The 23,062-nt window shown below is 75.0% G+C and carries 24 protein-coding genes; 10 read left to right on the top strand and 14 right to left on the bottom strand.

Annotation, left to right across the window (positions count from 1 at the left end):
* Positions 1-52 precede the first annotated feature (52 nt).
* Positions 53-1,309 (bottom strand): branched-chain amino acid ABC transporter substrate-binding protein, encoded by a 1,257-nt coding sequence (locus JZ5iCDA_RS02670; protein ID WP_069385721.1) that lies wholly within the window; start codon positions 1,307-1,309, stop codon positions 53-55.
* 395 nt (positions 1,310-1,704) lie between these two features.
* Here JZ5iCDA_RS02670 and JZ5iCDA_RS02665 point away from each other — a divergent pair, with 395 nt between their 5' ends.
* From JZ5iCDA_RS02665 to JZ5iCDA_RS02655, 3 genes are all read left to right on the top strand, one after another.
* On the top strand, positions 1,705-2,220 hold the full coding sequence (locus tag JZ5iCDA_RS02665; protein ID WP_069385720.1) for a nitroreductase family deazaflavin-dependent oxidoreductase: 516 nt from the start codon (positions 1,705-1,707) through the stop codon (positions 2,218-2,220).
* 185 nt (positions 2,221-2,405) lie between these two features.
* The gene (cspE, locus tag JZ5iCDA_RS02660) at positions 2,406-2,609 is read left to right on the top strand and encodes a transcription antiterminator/RNA stability regulator CspE (RefSeq protein ID WP_024841308.1); all 204 of its coding nucleotides are present in this window, start codon (positions 2,406-2,408) and stop codon (positions 2,607-2,609) included.
* 193 nt (positions 2,610-2,802) lie between these two features.
* Positions 2,803-3,558, top strand: a complete 756-nt coding sequence (locus JZ5iCDA_RS02655; protein ID WP_069385719.1) for a hypothetical protein — start codon at positions 2,803-2,805, stop codon at positions 3,556-3,558.
* A 21-nt stretch (positions 3,559-3,579) separates the two neighbouring features.
* Here JZ5iCDA_RS02655 and JZ5iCDA_RS19570 read toward each other — a convergent pair whose 3' ends face one another.
* Positions 3,580-7,473 carry a TM0106 family RecB-like putative nuclease gene (locus tag JZ5iCDA_RS19570; RefSeq protein WP_069385718.1) on the bottom strand — a complete coding sequence of 1,298 codons (3,894 nt, stop codon included), beginning with the start codon at positions 7,471-7,473 and terminating at the stop codon, positions 3,580-3,582.
* A 122-nt stretch (positions 7,474-7,595) separates the two neighbouring features.
* Entirely contained in the window at positions 7,596-8,030 is a 435-nt protein-coding gene (locus tag JZ5iCDA_RS02645; protein ID WP_069385717.1) for a VOC family protein, read from the bottom strand.
* A 171-nt stretch (positions 8,031-8,201) separates the two neighbouring features.
* Here JZ5iCDA_RS02645 and JZ5iCDA_RS02640 point away from each other — a divergent pair, with 171 nt between their 5' ends.
* Both JZ5iCDA_RS02640 and JZ5iCDA_RS02635 read left to right on the top strand, forming a co-directional pair.
* The gene (locus tag JZ5iCDA_RS02640; protein WP_069385716.1) at positions 8,202-9,083 is read left to right on the top strand and encodes a hypothetical protein; all 882 of its coding nucleotides are present in this window, start codon (positions 8,202-8,204) and stop codon (positions 9,081-9,083) included.
* A 109-nt stretch (positions 9,084-9,192) separates the two neighbouring features.
* Complete coding sequence (locus JZ5iCDA_RS02635) at positions 9,193-9,399, top strand: hypothetical protein (protein ID WP_069385715.1); 207 nt, start codon at positions 9,193-9,195, stop codon at positions 9,397-9,399.
* Positions 9,400-9,486: 87 nt separating this feature from the next.
* On the opposite strand, the gene JZ5iCDA_RS02630 is transcribed toward JZ5iCDA_RS02635, so the two are convergent.
* From JZ5iCDA_RS02630 to JZ5iCDA_RS02610, 6 genes are all read right to left on the bottom strand, one after another.
* Positions 9,487-10,251 carry an amino acid ABC transporter ATP-binding protein gene (locus tag JZ5iCDA_RS02630; protein WP_069385738.1) on the bottom strand — a complete coding sequence of 255 codons (765 nt, stop codon included), beginning with the start codon at positions 10,249-10,251 and terminating at the stop codon, positions 9,487-9,489.
* 26 nt (positions 10,252-10,277) lie between these two features.
* Positions 10,278-11,270 carry an amino acid ABC transporter permease gene (locus JZ5iCDA_RS02625; protein ID WP_069385714.1) on the bottom strand — a complete coding sequence of 331 codons (993 nt, stop codon included), beginning with the start codon at positions 11,268-11,270 and terminating at the stop codon, positions 10,278-10,280.
* Positions 11,271-11,299: 29 nt separating this feature from the next.
* Entirely contained in the window at positions 11,300-12,250 is a 951-nt protein-coding gene (locus JZ5iCDA_RS02620) for an ABC transporter substrate-binding protein (protein WP_069385713.1), read from the bottom strand.
* Positions 12,251-12,467: 217 nt separating this feature from the next.
* Positions 12,468-12,635 carry a methionine/alanine import family NSS transporter small subunit gene (locus JZ5iCDA_RS17840; protein ID WP_083259587.1) on the bottom strand — a complete coding sequence of 56 codons (168 nt, stop codon included), beginning with the start codon at positions 12,633-12,635 and terminating at the stop codon, positions 12,468-12,470.
* The gene (locus JZ5iCDA_RS02615) at positions 12,632-14,230 is read right to left on the bottom strand and encodes a sodium-dependent transporter (protein WP_069385712.1); all 1,599 of its coding nucleotides are present in this window, start codon (positions 14,228-14,230) and stop codon (positions 12,632-12,634) included. The genes JZ5iCDA_RS17840 and JZ5iCDA_RS02615 overlap by 4 nt, the downstream gene beginning before the upstream one ends.
* 110 nt (positions 14,231-14,340) lie before the next feature.
* Positions 14,341-15,663, bottom strand: a complete 1,323-nt coding sequence (locus JZ5iCDA_RS02610; RefSeq protein WP_069385711.1) for an FAD-binding protein — start codon at positions 15,661-15,663, stop codon at positions 14,341-14,343.
* A gap of 118 nt (positions 15,664-15,781) precedes the next feature.
* On the opposite strand from JZ5iCDA_RS02610, the gene JZ5iCDA_RS02605 reads away from it, so the two are divergent.
* Positions 15,782-16,618: a CPBP family intramembrane glutamic endopeptidase gene (locus JZ5iCDA_RS02605; protein ID WP_069385710.1), complete on the top strand. Its 837-nt coding sequence runs from the start codon at positions 15,782-15,784 to the stop codon at positions 16,616-16,618.
* Positions 16,619-16,627: 9 nt separating this feature from the next.
* Here JZ5iCDA_RS02605 and JZ5iCDA_RS02600 read toward each other — a convergent pair whose 3' ends face one another.
* Positions 16,628-17,317 (bottom strand): LmeA family phospholipid-binding protein, encoded by a 690-nt coding sequence (locus JZ5iCDA_RS02600; RefSeq protein WP_069385709.1) that lies wholly within the window; start codon positions 17,315-17,317, stop codon positions 16,628-16,630.
* 91 nt (positions 17,318-17,408) lie between these two features.
* Between JZ5iCDA_RS02600 and JZ5iCDA_RS02595 the strand changes: the two genes are divergently transcribed.
* From JZ5iCDA_RS02595 to JZ5iCDA_RS02585, 3 genes are all read left to right on the top strand, one after another.
* Entirely contained in the window at positions 17,409-18,770 is a 1,362-nt protein-coding gene (locus JZ5iCDA_RS02595) for a multidrug effflux MFS transporter (RefSeq protein WP_083259586.1), read from the top strand.
* Positions 18,771-18,883: 113 nt separating this feature from the next.
* Entirely contained in the window at positions 18,884-19,255 is a 372-nt protein-coding gene (locus JZ5iCDA_RS02590) for a glyoxalase superfamily protein (protein WP_069385708.1), read from the top strand.
* A gap of 51 nt (positions 19,256-19,306) precedes the next feature.
* Complete coding sequence (locus JZ5iCDA_RS02585; RefSeq protein WP_069385707.1) at positions 19,307-20,086, top strand: uracil-DNA glycosylase; 780 nt, start codon at positions 19,307-19,309, stop codon at positions 20,084-20,086.
* Between the two features lie 131 nt (positions 20,087-20,217).
* Here the strand turns inward: JZ5iCDA_RS02585 and JZ5iCDA_RS18710 are convergent, their stop codons facing one another.
* Positions 20,218-20,382 carry a hypothetical protein gene (locus JZ5iCDA_RS18710; protein ID WP_171905273.1) on the bottom strand — a complete coding sequence of 55 codons (165 nt, stop codon included), beginning with the start codon at positions 20,380-20,382 and terminating at the stop codon, positions 20,218-20,220.
* A gap of 163 nt (positions 20,383-20,545) precedes the next feature.
* Positions 20,546-20,974: a VOC family protein gene (locus JZ5iCDA_RS02580; protein ID WP_069385706.1), complete on the bottom strand. Its 429-nt coding sequence runs from the start codon at positions 20,972-20,974 to the stop codon at positions 20,546-20,548.
* 98 nt (positions 20,975-21,072) lie between these two features.
* On the opposite strand from JZ5iCDA_RS02580, the gene JZ5iCDA_RS02575 reads away from it, so the two are divergent.
* Positions 21,073-21,774 (top strand): TetR/AcrR family transcriptional regulator, encoded by a 702-nt coding sequence (locus JZ5iCDA_RS02575; RefSeq protein ID WP_083259585.1) that lies wholly within the window; start codon positions 21,073-21,075, stop codon positions 21,772-21,774.
* Here the strand turns inward: JZ5iCDA_RS02575 and JZ5iCDA_RS02570 are convergent.
* Together JZ5iCDA_RS02570 and JZ5iCDA_RS02565 are read right to left on the bottom strand one after the other, a co-directional pair.
* On the bottom strand, positions 21,728-22,402 hold the full coding sequence (locus tag JZ5iCDA_RS02570; RefSeq protein ID WP_069385704.1) for a class I SAM-dependent methyltransferase: 675 nt from the start codon (positions 22,400-22,402) through the stop codon (positions 21,728-21,730). The genes JZ5iCDA_RS02575 and JZ5iCDA_RS02570 overlap by 47 nt on opposite strands.
* A gap of 40 nt (positions 22,403-22,442) precedes the next feature.
* Positions 22,443-23,062, bottom strand: a 620-nt coding sequence (locus JZ5iCDA_RS02565; protein ID WP_290438795.1) for an SbcC/MukB-like Walker B domain-containing protein, incomplete at its 5' end; no start/stop codon positions are given.

Below are 23,062 nucleotides of genomic sequence, written 5' to 3'. Positions count from 1 at the left end.
GTCGCCGCGCCGGGTGGCGCGACGCGGGGCGGGGCGCCCGGTCGTCGTCGGACTACTGGACCTCGTAGATCCAGATGAGCGCCGCGGACAGCTCGCCCGTGTCGTCCCACTCGTAGGTGCGGGCGAGGCCCTCACCGGAGTAGTTGGCGACGTAGTCGATCATCCCGGCACGGTCCGTCACGCCCGAGGCGATGCCGGTGAGCATGATCGTGGCGAGGTCGTAGCCCTCGACCGAGTAGACGCCCGGCGCCTGGCCGTTCGTCTCCTCGTAGGTGGCCGCGAACTCGTCCGGGGCCGGGCCGCACGGGCAGGACAGGATCGCGCCCTCGGACGCGCCGCCCGCCTGCGAGACGAACTGCGGGTCGTTCGTGCCGTCCGCCGAGACGAACGGGATGTCCACGCCGCCGTCGCGCAGGCCCTGGACGAACGGCGCGGCCTCCGCGTAGTAGCCGGCGTAGAACACCGCGTCGGCGTCGGCGCCCGAGATGATCTGGACGGCGGCCGAGAAGTCCTTGTCGCCCGTCTTGACCTCGGCCGCGCAGTCCGGGTTGGCGGCGTCGCCGAGACCGGTCGTGATCTGCTGCGCCAGGCCGATGCCGTAGTCGGAGTTGTCCGTGACGACGCAGACGCTCTCGTACCCGAGCGTGCCCGTCATGTACTTGGCGACGGCCGGGCCCTGCACGGCGTCGTTGGCCAGACCCCGGAAGAAGTTGGTCCAGCCGTTCTTCGTCAGGTCGGGGTTCGTCGCCGACGCCGTGAGCGAGAGGAGGCCCGCCTGGTTGAAGACGTCGCCCGTCGCGGCGGTCTCGCCCGAGAACGCCGGGCCGAGGAGGCCGATGACGCTCGCGTCGCCGACGATCTGCGGCGCGACCTGCGTGGCCTTCTGCGGGTCGCCCTCGGTGTCGAACTGCTTGATCGTCACCTGGCAGCCCGGGTTGGCCGCGTTGAACGCGTCGACGGCGACGGTGGCGCCGTACAGGATGTTCAGGCCGAGCGCCGCGTTCGGACCGGTCAGTGCGCCGGCCATCGCGATCGAGGTCCCCTCGGCGCACTCGGCGCTGCCGTCGCCGGCCGGGTCCGCCGCACCCGCCGACTCCTCGGCGGGCACCTCGGCGCCCTCGGCGTCGATCTGGACCGAGGGGACGATGCTCAGGTCCCCGCCGCCGCCGGAGCCGCCGGTCTCGGTCGAGGTGCCGGTCGTCTCCTCGTCGCCACCGCCCTGGGACTGGGGTCCGCAGGCGGTCAGGACGAGCGTCGCGGCCAGGAGCAGCGCAGCACCCCCGCTCGCCCGTCGTGCTGTGCGATGCATGCCAACCTCCGTGGTCCAGATCCCCGAGGGCACGGCCGTGGCCGTCCGCGGTGGATCGCCGAAATCACCGTCGAAATCGCGTGCTGAATAGTGACACAGGTCACGGATCACCGGAACCCGTCCCCAGGTGCGCCGTCCGGGGGTCTCCGCGGCATCTCGGAGACCCCCGGCCCACGAATCCGCGGGAAGGGGCGCTCCCCGCGTTCCTGGGTGACGCGAACGTAGGCGGGACGGGTTTCGCGGGTCGTCCGCAGTTGTTACCGACCTGTAACGCGACGGTCTCGCTTCGGCGCCGAACCTGGTACGCCCGTCCTGATATAGGCCTGTCGACGAGCAGGCCCGGCACGGCCACGCTGCCGCTGCCGCTGCCGCTGCCGCTGCCGTAGCGTGCCTGCATGGGTCTCGCCTCCACCGTGCTCCGCACCCGGTGGCTCGTGCGCTCCCCCGTCGCGCTTTTCCGCACCGGGCTCGGCGGCGTCTTCGCCGGCCGGCTGCTCCTGCTCGTGCACCGTGGCCGGTCGAGCGGGCAGCCCCGGTACGCCGTGCTCGAGGTCGCGAGCCGTCCCGCACCCGACCGGTACGTCGTCGTCGCCGGGCTCGGGCCGCGCACCCAGTGGTACCGGAACGTCGTGGCCGAGCCGCGGGTCCTCGTCCGCACGGGAGCACGGCCCGCGGTGCGGGCGTTCGCCTCGACCCTCGACCCCGACGACGCCGCGCGCCTGCTCGCGGAGTACCCGGTGCGCTCGCCGCGCGCGTGGTCGACGCTCGAGCCGGTCCTGCGCGAGTGGGCGGAGCCGCTCGCTGCCTCGCGCGGCGTCGCGGACTGGCGCCGCGTGGTCCCCGTGGTGGAGCTGACGCCCGTCCACCGGGGGCCCGTCGGCCGGGCTCGGAAAGGTCGATCCGATCCGTAGCCAGGAACGGACCCAGGCTGTACCTTGGGTCCCGAGATTGCAGTGCCTCGCTTGTCCTCGCGCTGAGGTGACACCCTCGGGTGCACCCCGGCGGACCTTGTTACCCCAAGAGTTGACGACGAACACCGTGATGTACGCCCCCGCGACCGTGGGGGGTGAAGGTCCACACTCTTGAAGGAGTAACCATGGCTACCGGAACCGTGAAGTGGTTCAACAGCGAGAAGGGCTACGGCTTCATCGCCCCCGAGGACGGCTCGGCCGACGTGTTCGCGCACTACTCCGCGATCCAGTCGCAGGGCTTCCGCACGCTGGAGGAGAACCAGCGCGTCGAGTTCGACGTGACGCAGGGCCCCAAGGGCCCGCAGGCGGAGAACATCCGCGCCCTCTGATCTCGACGGACGCCGGCACGCCGGCGTCGTCCGATCTTTCCCGAGCGCCCCTCGACCGTCACGGTCGGGGGGCGTTCGCGCGTCCGGAACCGACGACCGCCCGCGGTCGTTGCACGGGTGAGGGCCGCCGTCGCGGTGCCCCCGCACCGCGACGGCGACCGTCCCGACAGCGACACCACCCGGAGGGCGAACCATGGGATTCCTCGACCGACTTCTCGGCCGCGAGCCGCGCGACCCGCAGGGCGCCCCGCACGGGCAGGGACCGTACCCGCAGGGCGGCTACGGCTCGCCGACCCAGTACCCGTCCCCCACTCCGGGCGCACCCGCGTACGGCACGCAGGACGCGCCGCCCGCCCAGGGTTCCTACCAGCAGCGCACGCCGGACGAGATCGCCGTGGACCGCTACCGGTACATGCTGCGCACGGCGCCGCCGGACGCCGTCGAGCAGGCGCACGCCGAGGCCTTCGCGCGGCTCACGCCGGAGCAGCGTCGCCAGGTGCTCGCCGAGCTGGGGCAGTCGGTGCCCGCCTCGGAGCGGGCGGCGTCCGACTCGCCGCAGGACCTGGCCCGCATGGCGACGCGCGCGGAGATGCGGCAGCCCGGGACGCTCGAGCGGTCGTTCTCCGGCCGCGGCGGCGCGCCGAGCTTCGGCTCGATGGTCGGGTCGAGCCTGCTCGGGACGATCGCGGGTGTCGTCATCGGCTCGGCCGTGGCCAACGCGCTGTTCGGCCCGGCGTTCGGCGACCCGTCGCAGCCCGTCGCCGAGGACGCCGCGGCGGGCGGCGAGGACCCGGGTGCTGCGGAGGGCGGTGACGCGGGCGGCGCGGACGCCGGCGACCCCGGCGCGGGCGACCCGGGTGTGACGGAGGCCGGTGCGGCGGACGCGGGCGACGGCGGCTTCGGGGACTTCGGCGGGTTCGAGGACTTCGGCGGCTTCGGCGAGTTCTGAGGCACGCCCGGCTTCGCGGCGTCAGGCGCCGCGGGGCCCGGCGTCGTCGTCCGGCGCCGGGGCGGCCAGGCCGAGGAAGGCTCCGAGCTCTTCGACCCCGCGCGGGGTCCCGGGCAGGTGGTCGGTGAGCGCGGGCGACCGCACGACCACCGCGGTCCACTGCGCGCGGGAGACCGCGACGGTGACGCGGTTGCGGGAGAGCAGGAACCCCAGCCCGCGCGCCACGTCGTGCCCGGACGACGCGGCGAGCGTGAGCACGACGACGGGCGCCTCCTTGCCCTGGAACCGGTCGACGGTGCCGACCTCCACCTCCGTCAGCCCCGCTGCGGCGAGGGCGGAGCGCACCGCCCACACCTGCGCGTTGTAGGCGGCGACGACGAGCACGTCGCGCTGCTCGAGCGGACGCGGTGCGCCGGCGCGCTCCTCGGTCCAGGCGCGGCCGAGGAAGCGCTCGACCTGCCGGACGACCTCGGCCGCCTCCTGCGTGGACCGGACCGCGTTGCCGGTGTGCTCGACGAGGACTTCCTCGACGCCGGGAGGGACGCCGTCGAGGTGCCGCGCGGCCGCGACCGGGTGCGCCCCGAGCCTGCCCTCGTACGACAGCCGGGAGACCGCCGCCGCGAGGCGGGGGTGCATGCGCCACGAGACGGGCAGGAAGTAGCCGCGCTCGTCGGGCAGGACGCCGTGCCCGTCGGCGAGCCAGCCGAGCGCGGAGCGGTCGACGGGTTCGGGGTGCGTGCCCTGGCTGACCTGCGGGAGCTGCTGCGGGTCGCCGAGCAGGAGGAGGCGCCGCGCGGCGCGCCCGACGGCGACGGTGCTCGCGAGCGAGAGCTGTCCCGCCTCGTCGACGACGAGCAGGTCGAGCGTGCGCTCCGGGAGGCGGTCGGCGGCGAAGTCCCACGCGGTCCCGCCGACGACCCGCGGCCCGGGCTCCGTCGCGAACGCGGCGAGCGCCGCGCCGTCGAGCTCGGCGCACACGGCGCTCGGTGACGGACCGTCGCCGGCCCGCTTCTTCGCGACGATCCCGGCGGGGACGCCGGCCTTCTCGACGACCGCGCGCAGCATGTTCTCCACGGTCGCGTGGGACTGCGCGACGACGCCGACGCGCCACCCCTGCCGGACGAGCCGGGCGACGACGTGCGCGCCGACGTGCGTCTTGCCCGTCCCGGGCGGGCCCTGGACCGCGACGTACGAGTCCTCGAGCCGCTCGACGGCCGCGGTGATGGCCTCGACGAGGTCACCGTCGACGACCGCGGGGAGGCTCGCCGGACCGTGCTCGACGCCGCGCGGGGACGCCGAGGCGTACCGACCCTCCGCGGTCGGCGGGTGCAGCCGCGGCGGCCGGCGCAGGAGGACGTCGGTCACCGCGTCGCGGGGCAGGTCCCCGGTGTCGCGCCAACTCTCCAGGGCTCGGCGCGCGGCGGTCGCGATCGCGGCCTCGAGCGGCGCGGTGCCCGGGCCGGGCGCGGGGGTGAGCGCGATCGGGAGCGCCTCGAACGGCTCGGCGCCGCGCGGGAGCTGTTCGCGCACGCGGAGGACGTCGCGCTCCCCGCCCGGGCCGGCGCGGCGCCCGGCGTCGAGGATCGCGCCGCCGGTGAGCCATCCGCGCACCCCGTCGGCGGACGTGCGGGCGCACGGCGGCAGCGGCGGGTCGTAGAGGACGTACGGGGCGACGCCGGCGCGCAGGTCGGTCCCCTCGGGCAGCCGCCCGACGAGCTCGAGCCGGCGCGACCACGTCTGCCGCCCGGGCTCGACCTCCCAGTCGCCGACGACCTCGGCCGCCTCGACGACGAACGCGTTGCGCCGCCCGAGCCACTCGTCGACGGGCAGCGTGAGCCGCAAGTAGTGCTCGTGCCAGAACGGCTTCGCCTCGCGCCGGTGGTACCCGACGGCCGCCCCGTACATCGCGAGCGCCTGCGCGGCGGCGTCCCGCCCGGCCCGCTCCTCCCCCACGACCCCCCGAATCTCGGCCTCGAGCGCGAGCGCGACCTCCCGCGGCCCCGAGGCAACACCCTCGGACCCGCCCGTCCCGGCCGCCGCCGCCCGGTCCGCACCGACCGAGGTGACGCCGCCGGACCCACCCGGGCCGGCCGTCGTCGTCTCCGTGCCACCACCCGAGGTGACGTCCACGGCGGGGTCGGAGGGCGTGCGCGCCGTCGTGGCGGGCCTGGCGGGAGCGTCCGAGGCACGAGGACGCGGATGGTGGACGGCGCGCGCGCCCTCCGACCCCGCACCCGACCCGACAACGACTCCGGTACCAGAACCGGAACCGACGGCCCCCCGCAACCACTCGAGCAGCCGCAACGTCGACACGCAGTCGTACCGGTTGTAGTCCTCGATCCCCCGCAGGAGCTCGGCGGCCTCGGCGTCCTTCCCGGCGTCGCGCAGCGCGGTGTACTCGGCGTACGCGACGACGGACGCGGCGGCGTCCTTGACGTCGCCGGTGCGGAGGTCGTCGCCCATGTAGAGCGGTTCGAGCTTCTTGATGGACCGTGACCGGTCGGAGACGCGCAGCGCCTGGCGCACGACGGCGTAGAGGTCGACGAGCACGCCGTCGCGCAGCAGGTCGTCGACCTCCTCCTCGTACACCCCGTGCCGCGCGGCGATGGAGAGCAGGTGCGTCTTCTCGTACGCGGCGTAGTGGTAGACGTGCAGGTCGGGGTGCTCGCGGCGGCGGGCGTTCACGTGGTCGACGAACGCGACGAGGGCGTCGCGCTCGGCGGCGAGGTCGTGGGCCCACAGCGCGTGGAACGGCGGTTCCTCGCCGGGCTGCGCGGGCCGCCCGACCCAGCCGAACAGGTAGTCGATGCCGCGGCTCCTGCCGTCGGCGTCGGCCCAGAGCGGGTCGCCCTCGAAGTCGAAGAAGAGGTCTCCGGGGCTCGGGGCGGGGAGGGCGTGCACGGGCGCAGGGTCGTCGATGCGCCAGGACAGCTCGTGGGGGCCGGCGGCGTCGGCCCAGACGACGGTCCCGTCGGCGCGCCCGGTGCCGAGCTGGAGCGCGGCCTGGTCCCGGACGCGTTCGAACGCCGACGTCGACATGCCCTCGGGGGCCGTGGTGGCGGCGGCGAGCTCGTCGATGGTGCGGATGCCGGCGGCGTGGAGGCGCGCGCGCTGCGTCTCGTAGACCCCGCCGACGAGGAGGACGTCGCGGCGCACCTCGACCTGCGCCCGGCAGTCGGCGCAGCGCCCGCACGCGCGCACCGCGGGGTCGTCCCAGGGGGCGCGACCGTCGCGCGCGAGGTGCTCGCCGGTGAGCCGCAGGAGCCGGGCGCGCCGGTCGCGGTAGACGGGCAGCAGGTCGGCGAGGCGGTGCGTCGTCCGCGCCCGGGTGCCGAGCACGAGCGAGACCTCCGGGTCCACGGGCACGCCCGCGGCGAGGAGCTGGTCGGCGTGGGCGGCGAGCTGGATCAGCGCGGGCACCTTCGCGCGCCGCGCGAGGCGCATGCCGAGGACGGCGTAGCGCGCGTCGTCGGCGGACGTGCGGACGAGGAGGTCCGCACGGCCCTGGACGGCGCCGTCGAAGAGGACGGCGCCGTGGACGACGTCGACGCCGGCCTCGAGCGCCGCGAGCGTGCGGGCGTGGGCGGCGACGAGATCGTCCCAGCCCGGGTGCCGCGGCGCGTCGAGCCGCAGGACCCCGCGGCCCGTCGTCGGCGAGTACGCCCCGTGGCGGCTCTCGTACTGCGCGAGGACGGCCTGCTCGTGGCGGGCGCCGAGCGCGGCGACGCGGTCGAGCATCGCGTCCGCCGCGTCCTCGCGGCGCGGCGCACGGCCGAGCTGCTCGTCGAGGCGGCACAGCAGCTGATACTCGCACGCGGCGGCCACGACGAGGTCGCGGGGAGCGTGCACGAGCAGCGGTGTCGTGACCGGCGCGGTCGCGGCGCCCTTACCCACGGGCTCGTCGACGAGGAACACGGCACCTCCGCGGTGGCGACGCCGCCGGGACGGCGGGGCCGGTCGGTCCGGCTCCCTGCCGTTCTACCAGCGGCCACCCACGACGCGGTCGGCGCCGCGCGCGGCGACGCCGGTGCCCGCGCTCAGTCGAGGCAGAACTCGTTGCCCTCGACGTCCTGCATCACGAGGCACGACTCGTCCTCCCCGTCGGCCTCCAGCAGCCGTACGCGCACCGCGCCGAGGGCGACCAGACGCGCGCACTCGGCCTCCAGCACGGCGAGGCGTTCCGCACCGACGAGGCCCGTGTCCACGCGCACGTCGAGGTGCACCCGGTTCTTGACGACCTTGCCCTCCGGGACGCGCTGGAAGAACAGGCGCGGGCCGACGCCGGCAGGGTCGCTGCACGCGGCCCACGTGTCCCGCTCCTCGGGCGGGAGCGTGCGGTCGTGGTCCTCCCAGGTGGCGGCGCCGTCCGGCGGCGGTGCGGCGACGTACCCGAGCACCTCGCACCAGAAGCGCGCGACCCGCCGGGGCTCCGCGCAGTCGAACGTGACCTGGACCTGCCTCACGGACGTCATGCGCGATGGTAGGGGCGGCCGGACCTCCCCGTGCGACCGATTTTCCCGGGCACCGCCGTGGGGCCCGGGCCGCCCCGCGGTCGGGGCCGCCGATTCGTCCCCCGGTGGCCCGCTGCTCCATAGTGTTCCCCGTCCACCGCGCCTCGTGCGTCCGCCCGAAGGAGGTCCCCCATGGCCGTCCGGTTCGTCCCGCCGCCCGGGTGGTCCGTCCCGCCGGGCTTCACGCCGACGACGGACTGGCACCCCGACCCGTCGTGGCCGCCGCCGCCCGCCGGGTGGGTGTTCTGGGTGGACGACGACGCCGCGCCCGCCGTCCCGGCCCCGCCGCCGGCCGTCACGCGCGTCCCCAGCCGGCGCTCCCGGCGCGAGGGAGCTGCACCGGTCCCGGTCGGCGGCGACCCGGCGCACGCGGTCACGAGCTCCACCATGGTGCTGCCGAGCCTCGCCCCGGGCCCGGCACCGGCACCGGCATCGGCACCGGCACCGGCACCGGCACCGGCACCGGTCACCGAACCGCGCCCCGCGCCCGTGCTCGGCCCGCTCTCGCTCCCGGTGGCGGACGACGACGCCGAGGACGCGCCCCGTCGCCGGCGCTGGCTCGTGCCGTCCGTGATCGGGCTCGCGGGCGTCGCCGTCGGGCTCCTCGTGGGCATCGGTCTGACGCTGTCCGCGCAGGCCGAGGCCGAGGAGGCGACCGCCGCGGCGCAGCGCGTCCAGGAGGAGGTCGCGGCCGAGCGCGAGCAGCTCGAGGCCGAGCGCGCGGACCTGGAGGCGCAGCGCGCCGAGGTCGACGCCGCGCACGCCGACCTGGCCGCGCGCGAGGCGGCCGTGACGCAGTCCGAGGAGGAGCTCGCGTCGCGGACCGAGGAGCTCGACGAGCGGGCAGCCGAGCAGGACCGGCGCGAGCAGGAGGAGCAGCAGGACCGCCCCGTCCGCGGTGACCAGGGCGGCGGCGACCAGGGCGGCGACCAGGGCGGCGGCGACGAGAGCGGTGGCGACCAGGGCGGCAGGGACGAGGGCGGCTGGGACTGGGGCGACTGGGGCTGGGGCTGACCGGGGCTGACCGGAGGGCGAGTCCTTCACCGTTCGTCCACATTCGCCTCACGGACACGTCACGATGTTCCGGTCGCGACGGGCACGTCCGTCGCCGACAGTGGGAGGCGTGAGCAGGACGGATACCGGCAACGCCCCGAGCGACACCCCCATCTACGACGAGCTCGTGACCGAGCACGAGAACCAGCTCCCGCTGGTGCACCTCGGGCGCGCGCTGAGCGGGGAGCTGGTGACCGTGGCGCGTCCCACGGGCCTCGACCCGCGGATCGAGCCGTCGACCGACGTCCCCGTGCTGCCGCGCCGCCGCGCCTCCTGACGTCGCCCCGGGACCGACACAGGACCGGCCCGGGACCGGCCCGGGACCGGCCCGGAGCGCCCCGTCCTCGGCGAGGACGCCGACGCGCTACAGCACGTGCGCGAGGAAGGACTTCGTCCGGTCCTCCCGGGGGTCGCCCAGCACCTGCTCGGGCGTGCCGCGCTCGACGATGACGCCCTCGTCCATGAACACGACCGTGTCCGCGACCTCGCGCGCGAACCCGATCTCGTGCGTGACGACCATCATCGTCATGCCGGAGCGCGCGAGGTCGCGCATGACGGCGAGCACCTCGCCCACGAGCTCGGGATCGAGCGCCGACGTCGGCTCGTCGAACAGCATGAGCTCGGGGTCCATCGCGAGCGCGCGGGCGATCGCGACGCGCTGCTGCTGACCGCCCGAGAGCTGCGCCGGGTAGTGGTCGGCGCGGTCGCCGAGACCCACCCGGTCGAGCAGCTCGAGCGCGCTCGTGCGCGCCTGCGCCCTGCTCAGCCCGCGCACCTGCACGGGCGCCTCCATGACGTTCTCGAGCGCCGTCATGTGCGGGAAGAGGTTGAAGCGCTGGAACACCATGCCGATGCGCGATCGCTGCCGCGCGACGACCTTGGGGTGTAGGCGGTGCAGCCGGGAGCGCCCGTTGCGCACGACCTCGCGGTAGCCCATGAGCTCGCCGTCGACGAGGATGCGCCCGCCGGTGATCTCCTCGAGCTCGTTGACGCATCGCAGGAGCGTCGACTTCCCCGAGCCGGACGGCCCGAGCACGACGCACACGGAGCCGCGCGGCACCTCGAGGTCGACGCCCTTGAGGACGTGCAGGTCGCCGAACATCTTGTGCAGCCCCTGGACCTGGACCATGGGGTGGTCCTTCGTCGTGGTCGCGCTCACGGGGTCACCTCCAGGAAGGGGTCGTCCTTGGTCGTGCCCGAGGCGGCGATGAGGTCCTGCCGGTTGGGCCTGCGGCGTCCGCCGCGCCCGCCCGGCCCGCGCCCGCGCCGTCGGCCGCCGTCGGACCCGTCGCCGAAGCCGCGCCCGTAGTACCGCTCCACGTAGTGCTGGCCGACCATGAGGATGCTCGTGATGAGCAGGTACCACAGGGCGGCGACGATGAGCAGCGGGATCGGCAGGAACGTGCGGTTGCCGATCGCGCCGGTCGCGTACGTGAGGTCGAGGGTGAACGGGACGGCGAGGACGAGGGACGTCGTCTTGAGCATGGAGATCGTCTCGTTGCCCGTCGGCGGCACGATGACCCGCATCGCCTGGGGCAGCACCACGCGCGTGAGGATCTTCGAGTCCTTCATGCCGAGCGCCTTCGCGGCCTCCGTCTGGCCGCGGTCGACGGAGCCCAGCCCGGCGCGCACGATCTCGGCGAGGTACGCCGCCTCGTTGAGCGCGAGGCCGAGCAGCGCGGCCCAGAACGCGGTGATGACGTCCTGCGTGCGGAACTCGAAGAACTCGGGCCCGAACGGGATGCCGAGGCTGAGCCGGGGGTACAGCACCGCGAGCAGGCCCCAGAACACGAGCTGGGTGTAGATCGGCGTGCCGCGGAAGAACCAGATGTACCCCCAGCTCACCGAGCGCATGACCGGGTTGTCCGAGCGCCGCATGACGGCGAGCGCGACCGCGAGCACGATGGCGATGACCATCGACCCGAACGTGAGCAGGAGCGTCCAGCCGACGCCGCGGATCACGACGACGTCGCGCAGGTACAGCCAGACGACGTCCCAGCGGAAGTTCTCGTTCGTGACGAGGCCGTGCACCGCCATCGCCGCGAGGACGAGCAGCACGACGGCGGAGATCCACCGGCCGGGCCGCGGGACGGGGACCGCGTGGATGCGGTCGGGCACGGGGTCGTCGGCGGCGTCGGGTCCGGACATGGTCACCTCGTGGTCGGGTTCGGACGGCGTCAGCCGACGGAGGGGTTGATCTCCGCGGTGTCGAGCGCGGCGTCGCCGCTGCCCCACGCGTCGAGGACCTCGGTGAGGGTGCCGTCGTCCATGAGCGACTGCAGGGCGGCCTGGATGGCCGCGGCGAGCTCGGTGTCCTCCTTCGCGACGACGATCCCCTGCGGCGCGGAGTCGAACACGTCGCCGAGCTGCTCGATCTTCCCGCCGGTCTGCTCGACGGCGTAGCCGACGACCGGCGAGTCCGCGTACATGACCTGGGCCTTGCCGCCGACGAGGTTGGTCGTCGCGTCGGCCTGGTTGTCGTAGCGGAGGACGTCGATCGGCTCCTCGCCGGCGGCCTCGCACTCGCTGCTCTGCACGGCGATGTCCTCGTCCTGGATCGTCCCGGTCTGCACGGTGACCGTGAGGCCGCACAGGCTCTCGGGGTCGATGTCGTCCGGGTTGCCCGACGCCACGGCGTAGGCCGAGCCGGCGTTGAGGAAGGAGATCATGTTCGACTCCTGCATGCGCTCCTCGGTGATGGTGAACGAGGAGATGCCGGCGTCGTACTTGGTACCGAGCGCGGGGATGATCGCCGGGAAGTCGGCGGACTGGACCTCGACGTCGAGTCCGAGGGTCGCGCCGACGGCGTGGATGACGTCGATGTCGAAGCCGACCGGGGTGCGGCCGTCGTCGGCGATGAACTCCGCGGGGGCGTACTCGGTGTTCGACCCGACCGTGAGCGTGCCCGCGGACGCGACGTCCTCGGGCAGCAGGGCGGCGGCCTCCTCGTTCACCTCGACGGACGACGGGTCGAACGACGGCAGGGCCGAGGAGGTCTCCTCGGAGCCGCCGGTCGCCCCGGAGCCGGACTGCTGGGACGCGTCCGTGCACGCGGTGAGGACGAGCGCGCTCGTCGCGGTCAGCGCGACGAGGCCTGCGAGGGGGAGCTTGCGCGAGGTCGTACGCATGGGGGTTCTCCGATCGGTTTCGGGCCAGGTGGGGCAGCGTAGAGGCCGATCGTCTCCGTCGTGTTACGCGGCGAGGCGTACGGGGAACAGAGGACCCGGCGGTGCGCAGCACCAAGGGGAAGAGTGTGCGGCCTGGACGCTCCGCCCGCCAAACCTCCAGGTGGTCCGATGCCGAACCGTGACCGTCGGCGCTCGTCGCGGCACCGTCCGGCCCCCGCTACGTGTCGCGCTCGGCGGGCGCCGTGTCCTCGCGGTGGTCGTCGTCGCCGCCGGGCGGGAAGTCGGTCCGCTCCGGGTGCGCGCGCAGGGCGAGCGCGCTCGCCACGAGCCCGCCCCAGACGACGAGGATCGCCAGGACCAGGACGATGATCGCGCCCGTGCTCATCGGGTCACCTCCGCGTCGTGCGTACGAGTCGTCGTCCGGCCGGGCGGGAAGGGCGGCCAGGGCGTGAAGTCGTCGGGGCTGCGGCGCCAGCGCAGCGCCGTGAGGACGAGCGCGCCCACCACGATCAGGGCGACCGTGCCCCAGCCGAAGAGCGCGAGGTACCAGCCCGGGTAGCCCTCGTAGCCGTCGACGAGCAGCGTGACGATCCGCGACACGAGCATGTAGCCGAGCACGAGCGGCGCGAGCAGCGCGACGAGCACCTGCCACCACGCGCCGACGCGGAACGTCGAGACGGCGTTGAGGTGGTACTGCAGCTCCGAGCCGCGGCGCCGGACCCACAGGACCAGCACGCACGTGAGGACGGCCGACGCGACGATGCCGATGTTGTTCGCCCACTGGTCGGCCGTGTCGAGCGCGATGAGGCCCGTCGTGGTCGAGAACAGCGCCACGGAGACGACGGCGCACACGACGCCCACCCGGACCGCCGCCTGCCGCGGGGTCCACGAGAACTTCTCCTGGAAGCCGGCGGACACCACCTGGAGGATCGAGAGCAGGGACGTGAAGCCCGCCATCGCGAGCGAGAGGAAGAACAACGCGCCGAAGAACGGCCCGCCGGGCATCTCGGAGACGATCGCCGGGAACGTGACGAACGACAGGATCGGGCCGGAGATCCCCTCGAGCTCGCCGACGCCGACGCCCTGCCGGCCCGCGAGGAACCCGAGGGTCGCGAACACGCCGATCCCCGCGAGGATCTCGAACGACGAGTTGGAGAACGCGACCACGAGGCCGGGCGACGTGAGGTTGGCGCGCCGCTTCCGGTAGGACGCGTACGTGACCATGATCCCGAACGCGATGGACAGCGAGAAGAAGATCTGGCTGTACGCGGCGATCCACACGTTCGGGTCGCCGAGCGCCGCCCAGTCCGGCGTGAACAGCGCGTCCAGGCCCTCCGCGGCGCCGTCGAGGAAGACCGCCCGCACCACGAGCACGAGGAACGCCGCGACGAGCAGGGGCAGGAAGACCATGTTCGCCCGCTGCACGCCCTTGGCCACGCCGGCGGCGAGCACGACGAGCGTCACGACCCACACCGCGACCAGCGGGACGAGGACCGACGGGACGACGTCGACCGAGACGCCCGGGTCGGCGAGCTGCAGGTAGTCCCCGGTGAAGAAGCCGGCCGGGTCGTCGCCCCAGCGCAGGTCGAACGAGTAGACGAAGAAGCTCAGCGCCCACGCGATCACCGCGGTGTAGTACACCGCGATGACGAACGAGATCATCACCTGGAACCAGCCGAGGCTCTCGAACGGCCTCGAGACACGGCGGAACGCCGTGGGCGCGGACCCGCGGAAGCGGTGCCCGATCGCGTAGTCGAGGAAGAGGATCGGGATGCCCGCGGTCAGCAGGGCCACGAGGTAGGGGACGAGGAACGCCCCGCCGCCGTTCTCGTACGCGACGCCCGGGAAGCGCCAGATGTTGCCGAGCCCCACCGCGGAACCGATGGCCGCGACGATGAAGCCGACCTGTCCCGTCCACTGCTCGCGCGGTCGGTGCGCGCCGGGCGCCGCGCCCCGTCCCCCGCTGGTCGTCTCTGCCACGCCACCCTCCGTGCCGTCCGTCGGTCACCCGCGCGTGCGCACGTCGCAGCACGACGGCGGGCCTCACCCCGACCGTACCGAGGCGCGCTGACCTGTGCGAACGGAGAGCGTCAGATCCGCAGCAGCCGCTCGACGAACCCGCCGCGGAACCGGCCCGTCGGGTCGTAGCGGTCCGCGAGCGCCCGGAAGTCGGCGAGCCGCGGGTAGCGCCCCGCGACCGCGGCGAGCGGGGCCGGGTCCGTGGACGTGACCGCGTGCGAGAGCTTGCCCCAGTGCGGGCGCGCGCCGAGGGTTGCGAGCGCGGACTCGAGGTCGGGCAGGAGGCGCGCGACGTCGTCGGGCAGCGGCTTCCAGGTGAGGTGGAACCCGACGGTGGGACCGTCGAAGGGACTGAGCCACAGCGGTTCGGGATCGGCGGCGACCGTGCGGATCTCGCCGACCTGGAGCAGCGGGCCGATGCGGGGCCCGAGCGCGCGCAGCGCCTCGACCGCGGCGAGCGCGTGCCGGCGCGGCACGAGGTACTCGGACTGCAGCTCGTCGCCGTTGCTCGGCGTGAAGTCGAGGCGGAAGTGCGGCAGCCGCTCGTTCCACGGCCCGGGCCGGCCGAGCTGGGCGGTGCAGTGGACGGGGTCGACGCCGGGCAGCGGGTGGCGCTGCTCCCGGGCGGGCGCGGCGCCGAACAGGTCGGCGGGCGGCTCCTCGCCCCGCTCCCCCGGCGCGAGGAGGGTCTTGCGCCAGACCTGCTGGACGCCGTCCGGACCCCAGTCGGTGAAGAGGCTCACCGAGTACGCGGAGGCGGTGATCTCGTCGAGGTGCGCGGTCACGGCGTCCCACGGCAGCCCGAGGTGCACGTCCTGGCGCACGTCGAACGTCGGCACGGTCTCGAGCTCGACGCGCGTGACGACGCCGAGCGCGCCGAGCGCCACGACGGCCCCGGGGAAGTCCGCGTCGCCCCGGCGCAGCGTCCGCAGCTCGCCGTCCCCCGTGACGAGCTCGAGCCCGACGACGGCGCTCGCCAGCGACCCGACGCCGTCGCCCGAGCCGTGGGTCGCCGTGGCGACCGACCCCGCGACGGAGATGTGCGGCAGCGACGCGAGGTTCGCGAGCGCCCGGCCGGCCGCCTGGACGTGGCGCGTCACGTCGCCGTACCGCAGGCCCGCGGCGACGGACGCGACGCCGGTCGACGGGTCGACCTCGACGGGCGGACGGCCGTCGTCGTAGGCGTCGAGCACGACGTGGGTGCCGGTGGTGTCGGCGACGTCGTCGAACGAGTGGCGCGACCCGAGGGCCTTGACGCGCGGCGCGGTGCGCACGGTCCCGGCGAGCTCCTCGGGCGTGCGCGGGTGCACCACGTCCGTCGCCGCGTACGTGAGGTTGCCCGCCCAGTTGGCGGCGCTCGTGCGGCGCGGTCGGCCCGTCGTCGGCGTGGTCATCGGACCACCCTGCCACGACGCCGGGACGCGCGGGGGCGCGGGCGCACGGGGGACAGCCCTACCGCGGTCGGGGGCGGGCCGGGCTCCGCACGCGGCGGGTCGCCGGTGGGATCGAGACATGACGACGACGCCGCCCGCCAGCCTCCCCGCCGCCGCGCCCCGCACGACGACCCGGGGAGCACCTCCACCGCGCGGCGGTCTCGCGGTCTTCTGGGCGCTCGCGTTCGGGCTGAGCTGGGGACCGTGGGCGGCGGCGCTCGCGGTGGGCGGGGACGTCGACGACCCGCTGACGTTCGCGCTCTACGCGCTCGGCGGCTGCGGCCCGAGTCTCGCCGCCCTCGTGCTCGCCGCGACCGGCCGGCGCAGCCCCCGCCTCGCGCGGTGGGGTGCCGTCGGGCGCTGGCTGCCGGCCGCCGTCGGGCTCGGCGCGGTCGCCGCCGTCGTGACGGCGCTGGTCGCACCGCTGCTCGGCGGCCCGGAGGCCGACGTGGCCGGCGACGCCGCGCGGGCGGTCGCGGAGTCCGGGGGCCTGCTCGCGTTCGCGCTGCTGTCGCTGCTCGCCGGGCCGCTGTCCGAGGAGATCGGCTGGCGCGGGTACGCCCAGCCGCGCCTGCGCCGCCTGCTGGACCCGCTCCCGGCGTCGGCGCTGCTCGGTGCCGTGTGGTCGGTGTGGCACCTGCCGCTGTTCCTGCTCGACGGCACGTGGCAGTCGACGCTCGGCCCCGTCGAGACGGCCCTCTTCCTCGCCGCGATGGTGCCGATGTCGTCGGCGTACTGGTTCGTCACCGAGCGGCTCCACGGCGGCGTCCCCGCCGCGGTGCTGCTCCACCTCGTCGGCAACGCGGCGCTCACGCTGCTCGCGATCACCGCTCCCGTGGGGATGGCCGTCTACGTGGGCGTCGTCGTGCTCACCGCGGCGGTGATCCACCTGGTGACGCGTCCGGACGCACGGTGAGGGCCGCGGTCACGACGCGATCAGGCTCCCGGCGGCGACGTCCGTGCCCGAGACCCCGACGCGCACGCCGCCCGCGGCGACGGCCACGGACTCGAGGACGACGCCCTCGGGCAGGTCGAGCGGGATCCGCAGGCCCGTCAGCGCCGCGGCGACCCCGGACGGCAGGTCGTCCACGGACACGACGCCGAGCCCCGTCCGCACGGCCTGCACGTCCACGCCGAGGGAGTCCGGGCCGGCCACGCGGGGCACGACGTCCACGGTGAGCCCGAGGCCGAGGACCGCGACGCCGAGGCCGAGCACGTCACCGTCGGTGGTCAGCTCGACGTCGAGCCCCGACTGCTCGCGCACGACCTCCTGCAGCGACGACGCGGCGATGACGCCCGACGCCGTCCCCGACGCGATGGTGTACGGCTCCGACGTGCTCACCCCGCGCGCGTCGACGCGCACGTCGGACACGGCGTAGCCGGCGAACGTCGCGGTGTCGGCCGAGCCGGTCACGTGGTCGAGCTCGCCCGCCGCGAGCTGGGTGAGGAACGGGAAGCCCCGGATGTCGAGCCGCGCGCCCGAGACGTCGTCCGCCTGCTCCTGGAACGCCGTGACGGCGCCGTTCTCGGCCGCCCGCACCGTGACCCGGTCCGCCACCACGGCGACCGCCACGAGCGCGACCAGGGCCACGAGCCATCCCACGAGCCGCTTCATGCGCCCACCCTAGGTCCGGCGTCCGCGTCTCAGCATGCGATCGCGTCCGGCGTACGGGAACAGCGCCGCCCCGCCGCGGGTTGCCGTACGCATGTCGTCCACACCTGCGTCGAGCGCCGACGCACCCGCCGCGACGCCCGCGGCGCCTGAGCCCGGGACGCCCAGGACCCCCGGGCCCCTCCCCCGCGACGGGCGCATCCCCGCCGGGCTCGTGCTCCTGCTGTCCGCGCTCACCGCGGTCGGACCGCTCACCATCGACCTGTACCTCTCGGCCTTCCCGGCGATCGTCGACGAGCTGGGGACGACCGAGTCGCGCGTGCAGCTCACGCTCACCGCGACGCTCGCCGGCCTCGCGCTCGGCCAGCTGCTCGTCGGCTCGGTGTCCGACGCCGTCGGCCGGCGCGCTCCCCTCCTCGTGTCGCTCGCCGTGTACGTCGTCGCGTCGGCGGGCATCGTCGTCGCCGGGTCGGTCGAGCTGCTCACCGCGCTGCGGTTCGTGCAGGGCCTGTCCGCCGCCGCGGGCATGGTGCTGTCGATGGCGATCGTGCGCGACCTGTTCGACGGCTACCGCGTCGGCAAGGTCATCGCGCGACTCATGCTCGTCGTCGGCGTCGCGCCGATCCTCGCGCCGACCCTCGGGGCGCAGTTCCTGCACCTCGGCTCGTGGCGTCTCATGTTCGTCGCGCTCGCGGTGGTCGGGGCCGTGCTCCTGGTGGTCGTGGCGCTGCGCCTGCGCGAGTCGCTGCCGGTCGAGCGGCGCCGCACCGGCGGGACGGGCCAGGCCCTGCGCTCGTACGGCAGCCTCCTGCGCGACTGGTCGTTCCTCGGCCTCGCGCTCATCGCCGGCTTCTACATGGCCGCGATGTTCACGTACATCTCCGCGTCGACGTTCGTGCTGCAGGAGCAGTTCGCGCTCTCCGCGCAGGAGTACGCGATCCTCTTCGGCGTGGGCGCCGTCTCGGTGACGGCCGGCAGCCAGGTCAACGGCGCGCTCGTCGGCCGCGTGCGCGCGACGTCGATCCTCCAGGCGGCGATCGCCGCGGGCTTCGTGCTCTCCGGCGCCCTGCTGCTGGCCGCGGTCGCCGACGCGGCGCTCCCCGTGCTCGTCGTGCTCATCGTCCTCACGCTCGGCACGGCGGGGTTCGTCATGCCGTCCGTGCCGGCCATCGCGCTCGAGCGCAACGCGCACCGCGCCGGGTCCGCGGCGGCCCTCGTGGGCGCGCTGCAGTTCGGCGTCGGCGCGGTCATCGCCCCGCTCACGGGCGTGCTCGGCGGGACGCCGTCGGTGACGATGGCGGCCGTCATGTTCGGCGTCGTCGTCGTCGCCGGGGTCCTGCTCCTCACCGTGCGGCCCACCTGGGGCGCGCTGCGCGACGTCCGGGGCGACCGCGCCCGTGACGTCGACGCGGCAGACCGGGCGGTCGCCGAGGACGCGCTCACCGCCGTCGACTGACACCTCGCCGGCCCGCCCGCGCGTCCGGACCCTGGACGCGCGGGCCGGCCGGGAGCACCATGAGGGGCGGCGGCGCGGTCATCCCGGCCGTGCCGGGACCCCGGGAGCGACCCATGGACTTCAAGCTCGAGCTCGTGCCCGTCCCCGTCAGCGACGTCGACCGCGCCAAGGCGTTCTACGTCGACCAGGTCGGCTTCCACGCCGACCACGACCACCGCGTGAGCGACACCCTGCGCTTCGTGCAGCTCACCCCGCCCGGATCGGCGTGCTCGGTGGTGCTCGACCTCAACCTCACCGACATGCCCGCCGGCTCGCAGCACGGGCTGCAGCTCGTCGTCGACGACGCCGACGCCGCGCGCGAGCACCTCGTCGCGCACGGCGTCGACGCGTCACCCGTCGAGGACATGCCGTGGGGACGGTTCACGTTCTTCGCCGACCCCGACGGCAACCGGTGGTCGGTCCAGCAGATCGTCTACGCCGGCTGACCCCGCGGAGGTCGCGTCGCACGGCCCCGCGGGGCCGTGCAGGATGGGACGGTGACGCCCGACGACGCCGACTACCCCCGCGCCGTCCGGGACGCCCCGACGCTCGCCGCGCTCGACGCCCACCTCGTCGAGTGCCGCGCGTGCCCCCGGCTCGTGGCGTGGCGCAAGCACGTCGGCGTGGTCAAGCGCGCGTCGTTCCGCGACGACGCGTACTGGATGCGTCCCGTCCCGGGCTTCGGCGACGAGCGCGCGGGGATCCTCGTCGTCGGCCTCGCGCCCGCCGCGCACGGCGCCAACCGGACCGGCCGCATGTTCACCGGCGACCGCAGCGGCGACTTCCTCTTCGCGGCGATGCACCGCACCGGGCTCGCGAACCAGGCGACGTCCGTGCACGCCGACGACGGCCTGCGTCTCACCGGCATCCGCGTCACCGCGCCCGTGCGCTGCGCGCCGCCCGACAACAAGCCCCTGCCCGAGGAGCGGCGGCGCTGCGGGCCCTACCTCGAGCGCGAGGTCGAGCTCCTCGGCGCGACCGTGCGCGTCGCCGTCGTGCTCGGCGGCTTCGGCTGGCAGGCGCTGCTCTCCACGCTCGCCGAGCAGGGCTGGGACGTGCCACGGCCCCGGCCGCGGTTCGGGCACGGCGTCGAGGTGACGCTGCGGCGTCGGGCACCGGCCGCCGACGGCGCCGACGACGTACCCGCCGAGCAGACGCTCACCCTCCTCGGGTGCTTCCACGTCAGCCAGCAGAACACCTTCACGGGGCGCCTCACCCCGGACATGCTCGACGACGTGCTCCTGCGGGCCCGCGAGCTCGCCGGCCTCGACGGGTGAGCGATGCGTCGGCGCGTGAGCGATGCGTCCGCGCGTGAGCGATGCGTCCGCGCGTGAGCGATGCGTCCGCGCGTGAGCGATGCGTCCCTGGACGCAGCGCCCGGTCGGAGACGCAGCGCTCGGTGTCGGGATCAGCGGGCGGCGGTGGTGGGCGACTGGCGGCGCGGCGCGTCCGCCCAGCGACGGCGCTCGAGCACGCGCGGTGCCACGCGCCCCGCGAGGCGGAGCTGCTCGCGCCGCACGATGACCTCCATGCGTCGCAGCTCGCGCTCGAACGCGGACGATGCTGCTGCCATGCTGCTCCCCTTCGCCGTGCGGGCCCCGAGCTGCTTGTGTCGTGAGGGCCGCGGTCCTGACAGCGCGAGCCCCGGTCGTCCGGAGCGTCGCCGCTCGACGGGTAGGGACGGCGCCGGGCGCGGTTCGTGACACGGCGGGCCGACGGCGCGGGAGAGCGCCGGGTCAGGCCGTCGGGCGGGCGGCGTCCTCGTACTGGTCGACGAACTCGCCCGTCGGCGGGATCGGCGTGATGACGTCGATGAGCACGCCGTTCGGGTCGGCCGTGATGAAGTGCCGCTGCCCGAACGCCTCGTCGCGCAACGACCGCAGCACGGGCAGCCCCGCCGCCGTCAGACGATCGTGCACCGCGTCGACGTCCTCCACCTCGAGGTTGAGCAGCAGCCCGCCGGCGCGGCCGCGCCCCGACTCGGGGATCGTCTCGTGGTCGCCGTCGAGCACGGCCAGGTTCACCGTCTCGTCGTGCGCCGACTGCAGGTGGACGTACCAGTCGCTCGTGAACAGCGGCCGGAAGTCGAGGTGCTCGACGTAGAAGGCGGCGGTCCCCGCGACGTCGCCGGTCATGATCACCGGGTACCAGCTCGTGATGCGCATGTCGGTGCCTCTCTGCTCGCGGCGACGGCCTGCGTCGCCCTCTGGCTGTTCACATACAGCCTGCCTGTTTCTTTGAGCATGACGTACAGTCTGTCGGTATGCAAGAGCCTGACGCGCCCCGACGGCGGCGGAGCAACGAGGAGCGGACCCGCGCGACGCGCGGTGCGCTCGTGGACGCGGCGCGCGAGCTGTTCGTCACGAAGGGGTACGCGGCGACGTCCACGCCGCAGATCGCCGCCGCCGCCCGCGTGACGCGCGGGGCGCTCTACCACCACTTCGTCGACAAGCAGGACCTGTTCCGCGCGGTCGTCGAGGGCGAGGCGGCGGCCGTCGCGGCGGAGATCGAGGCACGCGCCGCGGCCTCGCCGGTGGACGGGCCCGACGGCGCGCAGGACGCGCGCGGACAGCTCGTCGCCGGGGCGGCCGCCTACCTCGACGCCATGGCCGTCCCCGGCCGCACGCGTCTGCTGCTCCTCGACGCGCCGGCCGTGCTCGGCGCCGCGGAGGCGGACGCGGTCGACGCGCGCCACGCGCGCCGGACCCTTCGCGCGGGCCTGCAGGAAACGCTCGGGGACCGTGCGTCCGACGACGCGCGCCTGGACGCGCTCACGCTCCTGCTCTCGGCCGCGTTCGACCGTGCGGCGCTCGCCGCCGAGTCCGCGCGCGCGGACGTCGAGGCGCCGGAGGGCGAGGCGCCGGGCGACGACGGTGACAGCGACGGCCACGGTGGCCCGGACGCGGTGCGCTGGGCCGTCAGGGAGCTGATCGAGCGGGTGTGCGCGCCGCCAGCCTCTCGATGACGCCGAGCCGGGTCCGCTCGTGCCGCTCGACGGCGAGCCCGTGCGCCTGCACCCAGCGCATGGGCCGGCGGGCGAAGTACTCGCCGAGGAGCGGACCGGTCACGAGGTCCACCGCGGACTGCGCGAGCCGCAGCGGCAGGAAGGACGAGGCGACGTGGTCCGCGAGCAGCACGAGGCCGCCCGGCCGCGCCACGCGGACCATCTCGGCGAGCGCCGCCTCGTGGTCGGGGATCGTGCACATCGACAGCGTGCTCACGACGGTGTCGAACGCGCCGTCGGGCAGGTCGAGCGCCTGCGCGTCGCCGAGCCGCAGGTCGACGTCGAGACCGAGCTCGGCCGCGCGGCGCCGCGCGTGGCCGAGCATGCCGGGGCTCCACTCGACGCCGGTGAGCCCTGCCGCCACGACCGCCGCGGGGTAGTGCGGGAGGTTGAGCCCCGTGCCGATCGCGACCTCGAGCGTGCGGCCCTCGGCAAGACCGCAGACCTGCTGCCGGACGCCGGGGAACAGCCGGCGCTCGGCGACCGTCATCTCGCGGTCGTAGCGGCGCGACTCCCGGTCCCACCGGCCGCGCAGCCGCCGGGCCCGCTCCCCGTCGCGGCTCCGCGCGCCGCCGCGCTGCTCGTCCACGTCCCCGCCTCCTCGCCCGGCCGGATCCCCCGCGCTCCTCTCACGCTCGCACGGCGAGCGTGCTCCCGCCTCCGGCGCGCGGGCGCACCTCGACGCGCTCGGCGACCGCCTGCTTGAGCGCCTCGACGTGCGACACCACGCCGACGACGCGCCCGCCGCGGCGCAGCCGGCCCAGCGCGCCGAGGACCACCTCGAGGGTCTCGGCGTCGAGGCTGCCGAAGCCCTCGTCGACGAACAGCGTCCCGAGCTCGACGCCGCCCGCCTCGGCGGTCACGACGTCCGCGAGGCCGAGCGCGAGGCACAGCGACACGTAGAACGTCTCCCCGCCCGAGAGGGTCCGCGGGTCGCGCGCCCGCTCGGTGACGTGGTCGAGCACCTTCATCGCGAGCCCGGTGCGGCGCGACCGCACGTCCTCGCGCGTCGTGCTGCGCACGAGCTCGTAGCGGCCGGACGACATCTCGGCGAGGCGCTCGTTCGCGGCGGCCACGACGTCCTCGAACCGCTGGACGAGGACGAACGTCGCGAGCGACAGCGCGTGGGCGTTGTCGCTGCCGGTGCCGGACGCGAGCGCCGCCATGCGCGTCACCGGGGCCGCCTCGTCGCGCGCGGCGTGCCAGGCGTCGACCGCGCTGCCGACCGCGTCGGCGGCGGTCCGGGCCG

Source organism: Cellulosimicrobium cellulans (assembly GCF_001722485.1).
Classification (GTDB): Bacteria; Actinomycetota; Actinomycetes; order Actinomycetales; family Cellulomonadaceae; genus Cellulosimicrobium; species Cellulosimicrobium cellulans_A.
The sequence above is the reverse complement of the archived record's forward strand: the minus strand, read 5'-3'. Positions and strand labels throughout refer to the sequence as shown.

What these genes read in the sequence shown, in the direction of transcription:
- JZ5iCDA_RS02605 (WP_069385710.1), top strand. Translation starts at nt 15,782, where the DNA reads ATGACGACGACGCCGCCCGCCAGCCTCCCCGCCGCCGCGCCCCGCACG.
- JZ5iCDA_RS02640 (WP_069385716.1), top strand. Translation starts at nt 8,202, where the DNA reads ATGGCCGTCCGGTTCGTCCCGCCGCCCGGGTGGTCCGTCCCGCCGGGC.
- JZ5iCDA_RS02590 (WP_069385708.1), top strand. Translation starts at nt 18,884, where the DNA reads ATGGACTTCAAGCTCGAGCTCGTGCCCGTCCCCGTCAGCGACGTCGAC.
- JZ5iCDA_RS02645 (WP_069385717.1), bottom strand. Translation starts at nt 8,030, where the DNA reads ATGACGTCCGTGAGGCAGGTCCAGGTCACGTTCGACTGCGCGGAGCCC.
- JZ5iCDA_RS02625 (WP_069385714.1), bottom strand. Translation starts at nt 11,270, where the DNA reads ATGTCCGGACCCGACGCCGCCGACGACCCCGTGCCCGACCGCATCCAC.
- JZ5iCDA_RS02610 (WP_069385711.1), bottom strand. Translation starts at nt 15,663, where the DNA reads ATGACCACGCCGACGACGGGCCGACCGCGCCGCACGAGCGCCGCCAAC.
- JZ5iCDA_RS02575 (WP_083259585.1), top strand. Translation starts at nt 21,073, where the DNA reads ATGCAAGAGCCTGACGCGCCCCGACGGCGGCGGAGCAACGAGGAGCGG.
- JZ5iCDA_RS17840 (WP_083259587.1), bottom strand. Translation starts at nt 12,635, where the DNA reads ATGAGCACGGGCGCGATCATCGTCCTGGTCCTGGCGATCCTCGTCGTC.
- JZ5iCDA_RS02580 (WP_069385706.1), bottom strand. Translation starts at nt 20,974, where the DNA reads ATGCGCATCACGAGCTGGTACCCGGTGATCATGACCGGCGACGTCGCG.
- JZ5iCDA_RS02665 (WP_069385720.1), top strand. Translation starts at nt 1,705, where the DNA reads ATGGGTCTCGCCTCCACCGTGCTCCGCACCCGGTGGCTCGTGCGCTCC.
- JZ5iCDA_RS02595 (WP_083259586.1), top strand. Translation starts at nt 17,409, where the DNA reads ATGTCGTCCACACCTGCGTCGAGCGCCGACGCACCCGCCGCGACGCCC.
- JZ5iCDA_RS02655 (WP_069385719.1), top strand. Translation starts at nt 2,803, where the DNA reads ATGGGATTCCTCGACCGACTTCTCGGCCGCGAGCCGCGCGACCCGCAG.
- JZ5iCDA_RS02620 (WP_069385713.1), bottom strand. Translation starts at nt 12,250, where the DNA reads ATGCGTACGACCTCGCGCAAGCTCCCCCTCGCAGGCCTCGTCGCGCTG.
- JZ5iCDA_RS02670 (WP_069385721.1), bottom strand. Translation starts at nt 1,309, where the DNA reads ATGCATCGCACAGCACGACGGGCGAGCGGGGGTGCTGCGCTGCTCCTG.
- cspE (WP_024841308.1), top strand. Translation starts at nt 2,406, where the DNA reads ATGGCTACCGGAACCGTGAAGTGGTTCAACAGCGAGAAGGGCTACGGC.
- JZ5iCDA_RS02600 (WP_069385709.1), bottom strand. Translation starts at nt 17,317, where the DNA reads ATGAAGCGGCTCGTGGGATGGCTCGTGGCCCTGGTCGCGCTCGTGGCG.
- JZ5iCDA_RS18710 (WP_171905273.1), bottom strand. Translation starts at nt 20,382, where the DNA reads ATGGCAGCAGCATCGTCCGCGTTCGAGCGCGAGCTGCGACGCATGGAG.
- JZ5iCDA_RS02630 (WP_069385738.1), bottom strand. Translation starts at nt 10,251, where the DNA reads ATGGTCCAGGTCCAGGGGCTGCACAAGATGTTCGGCGACCTGCACGTC.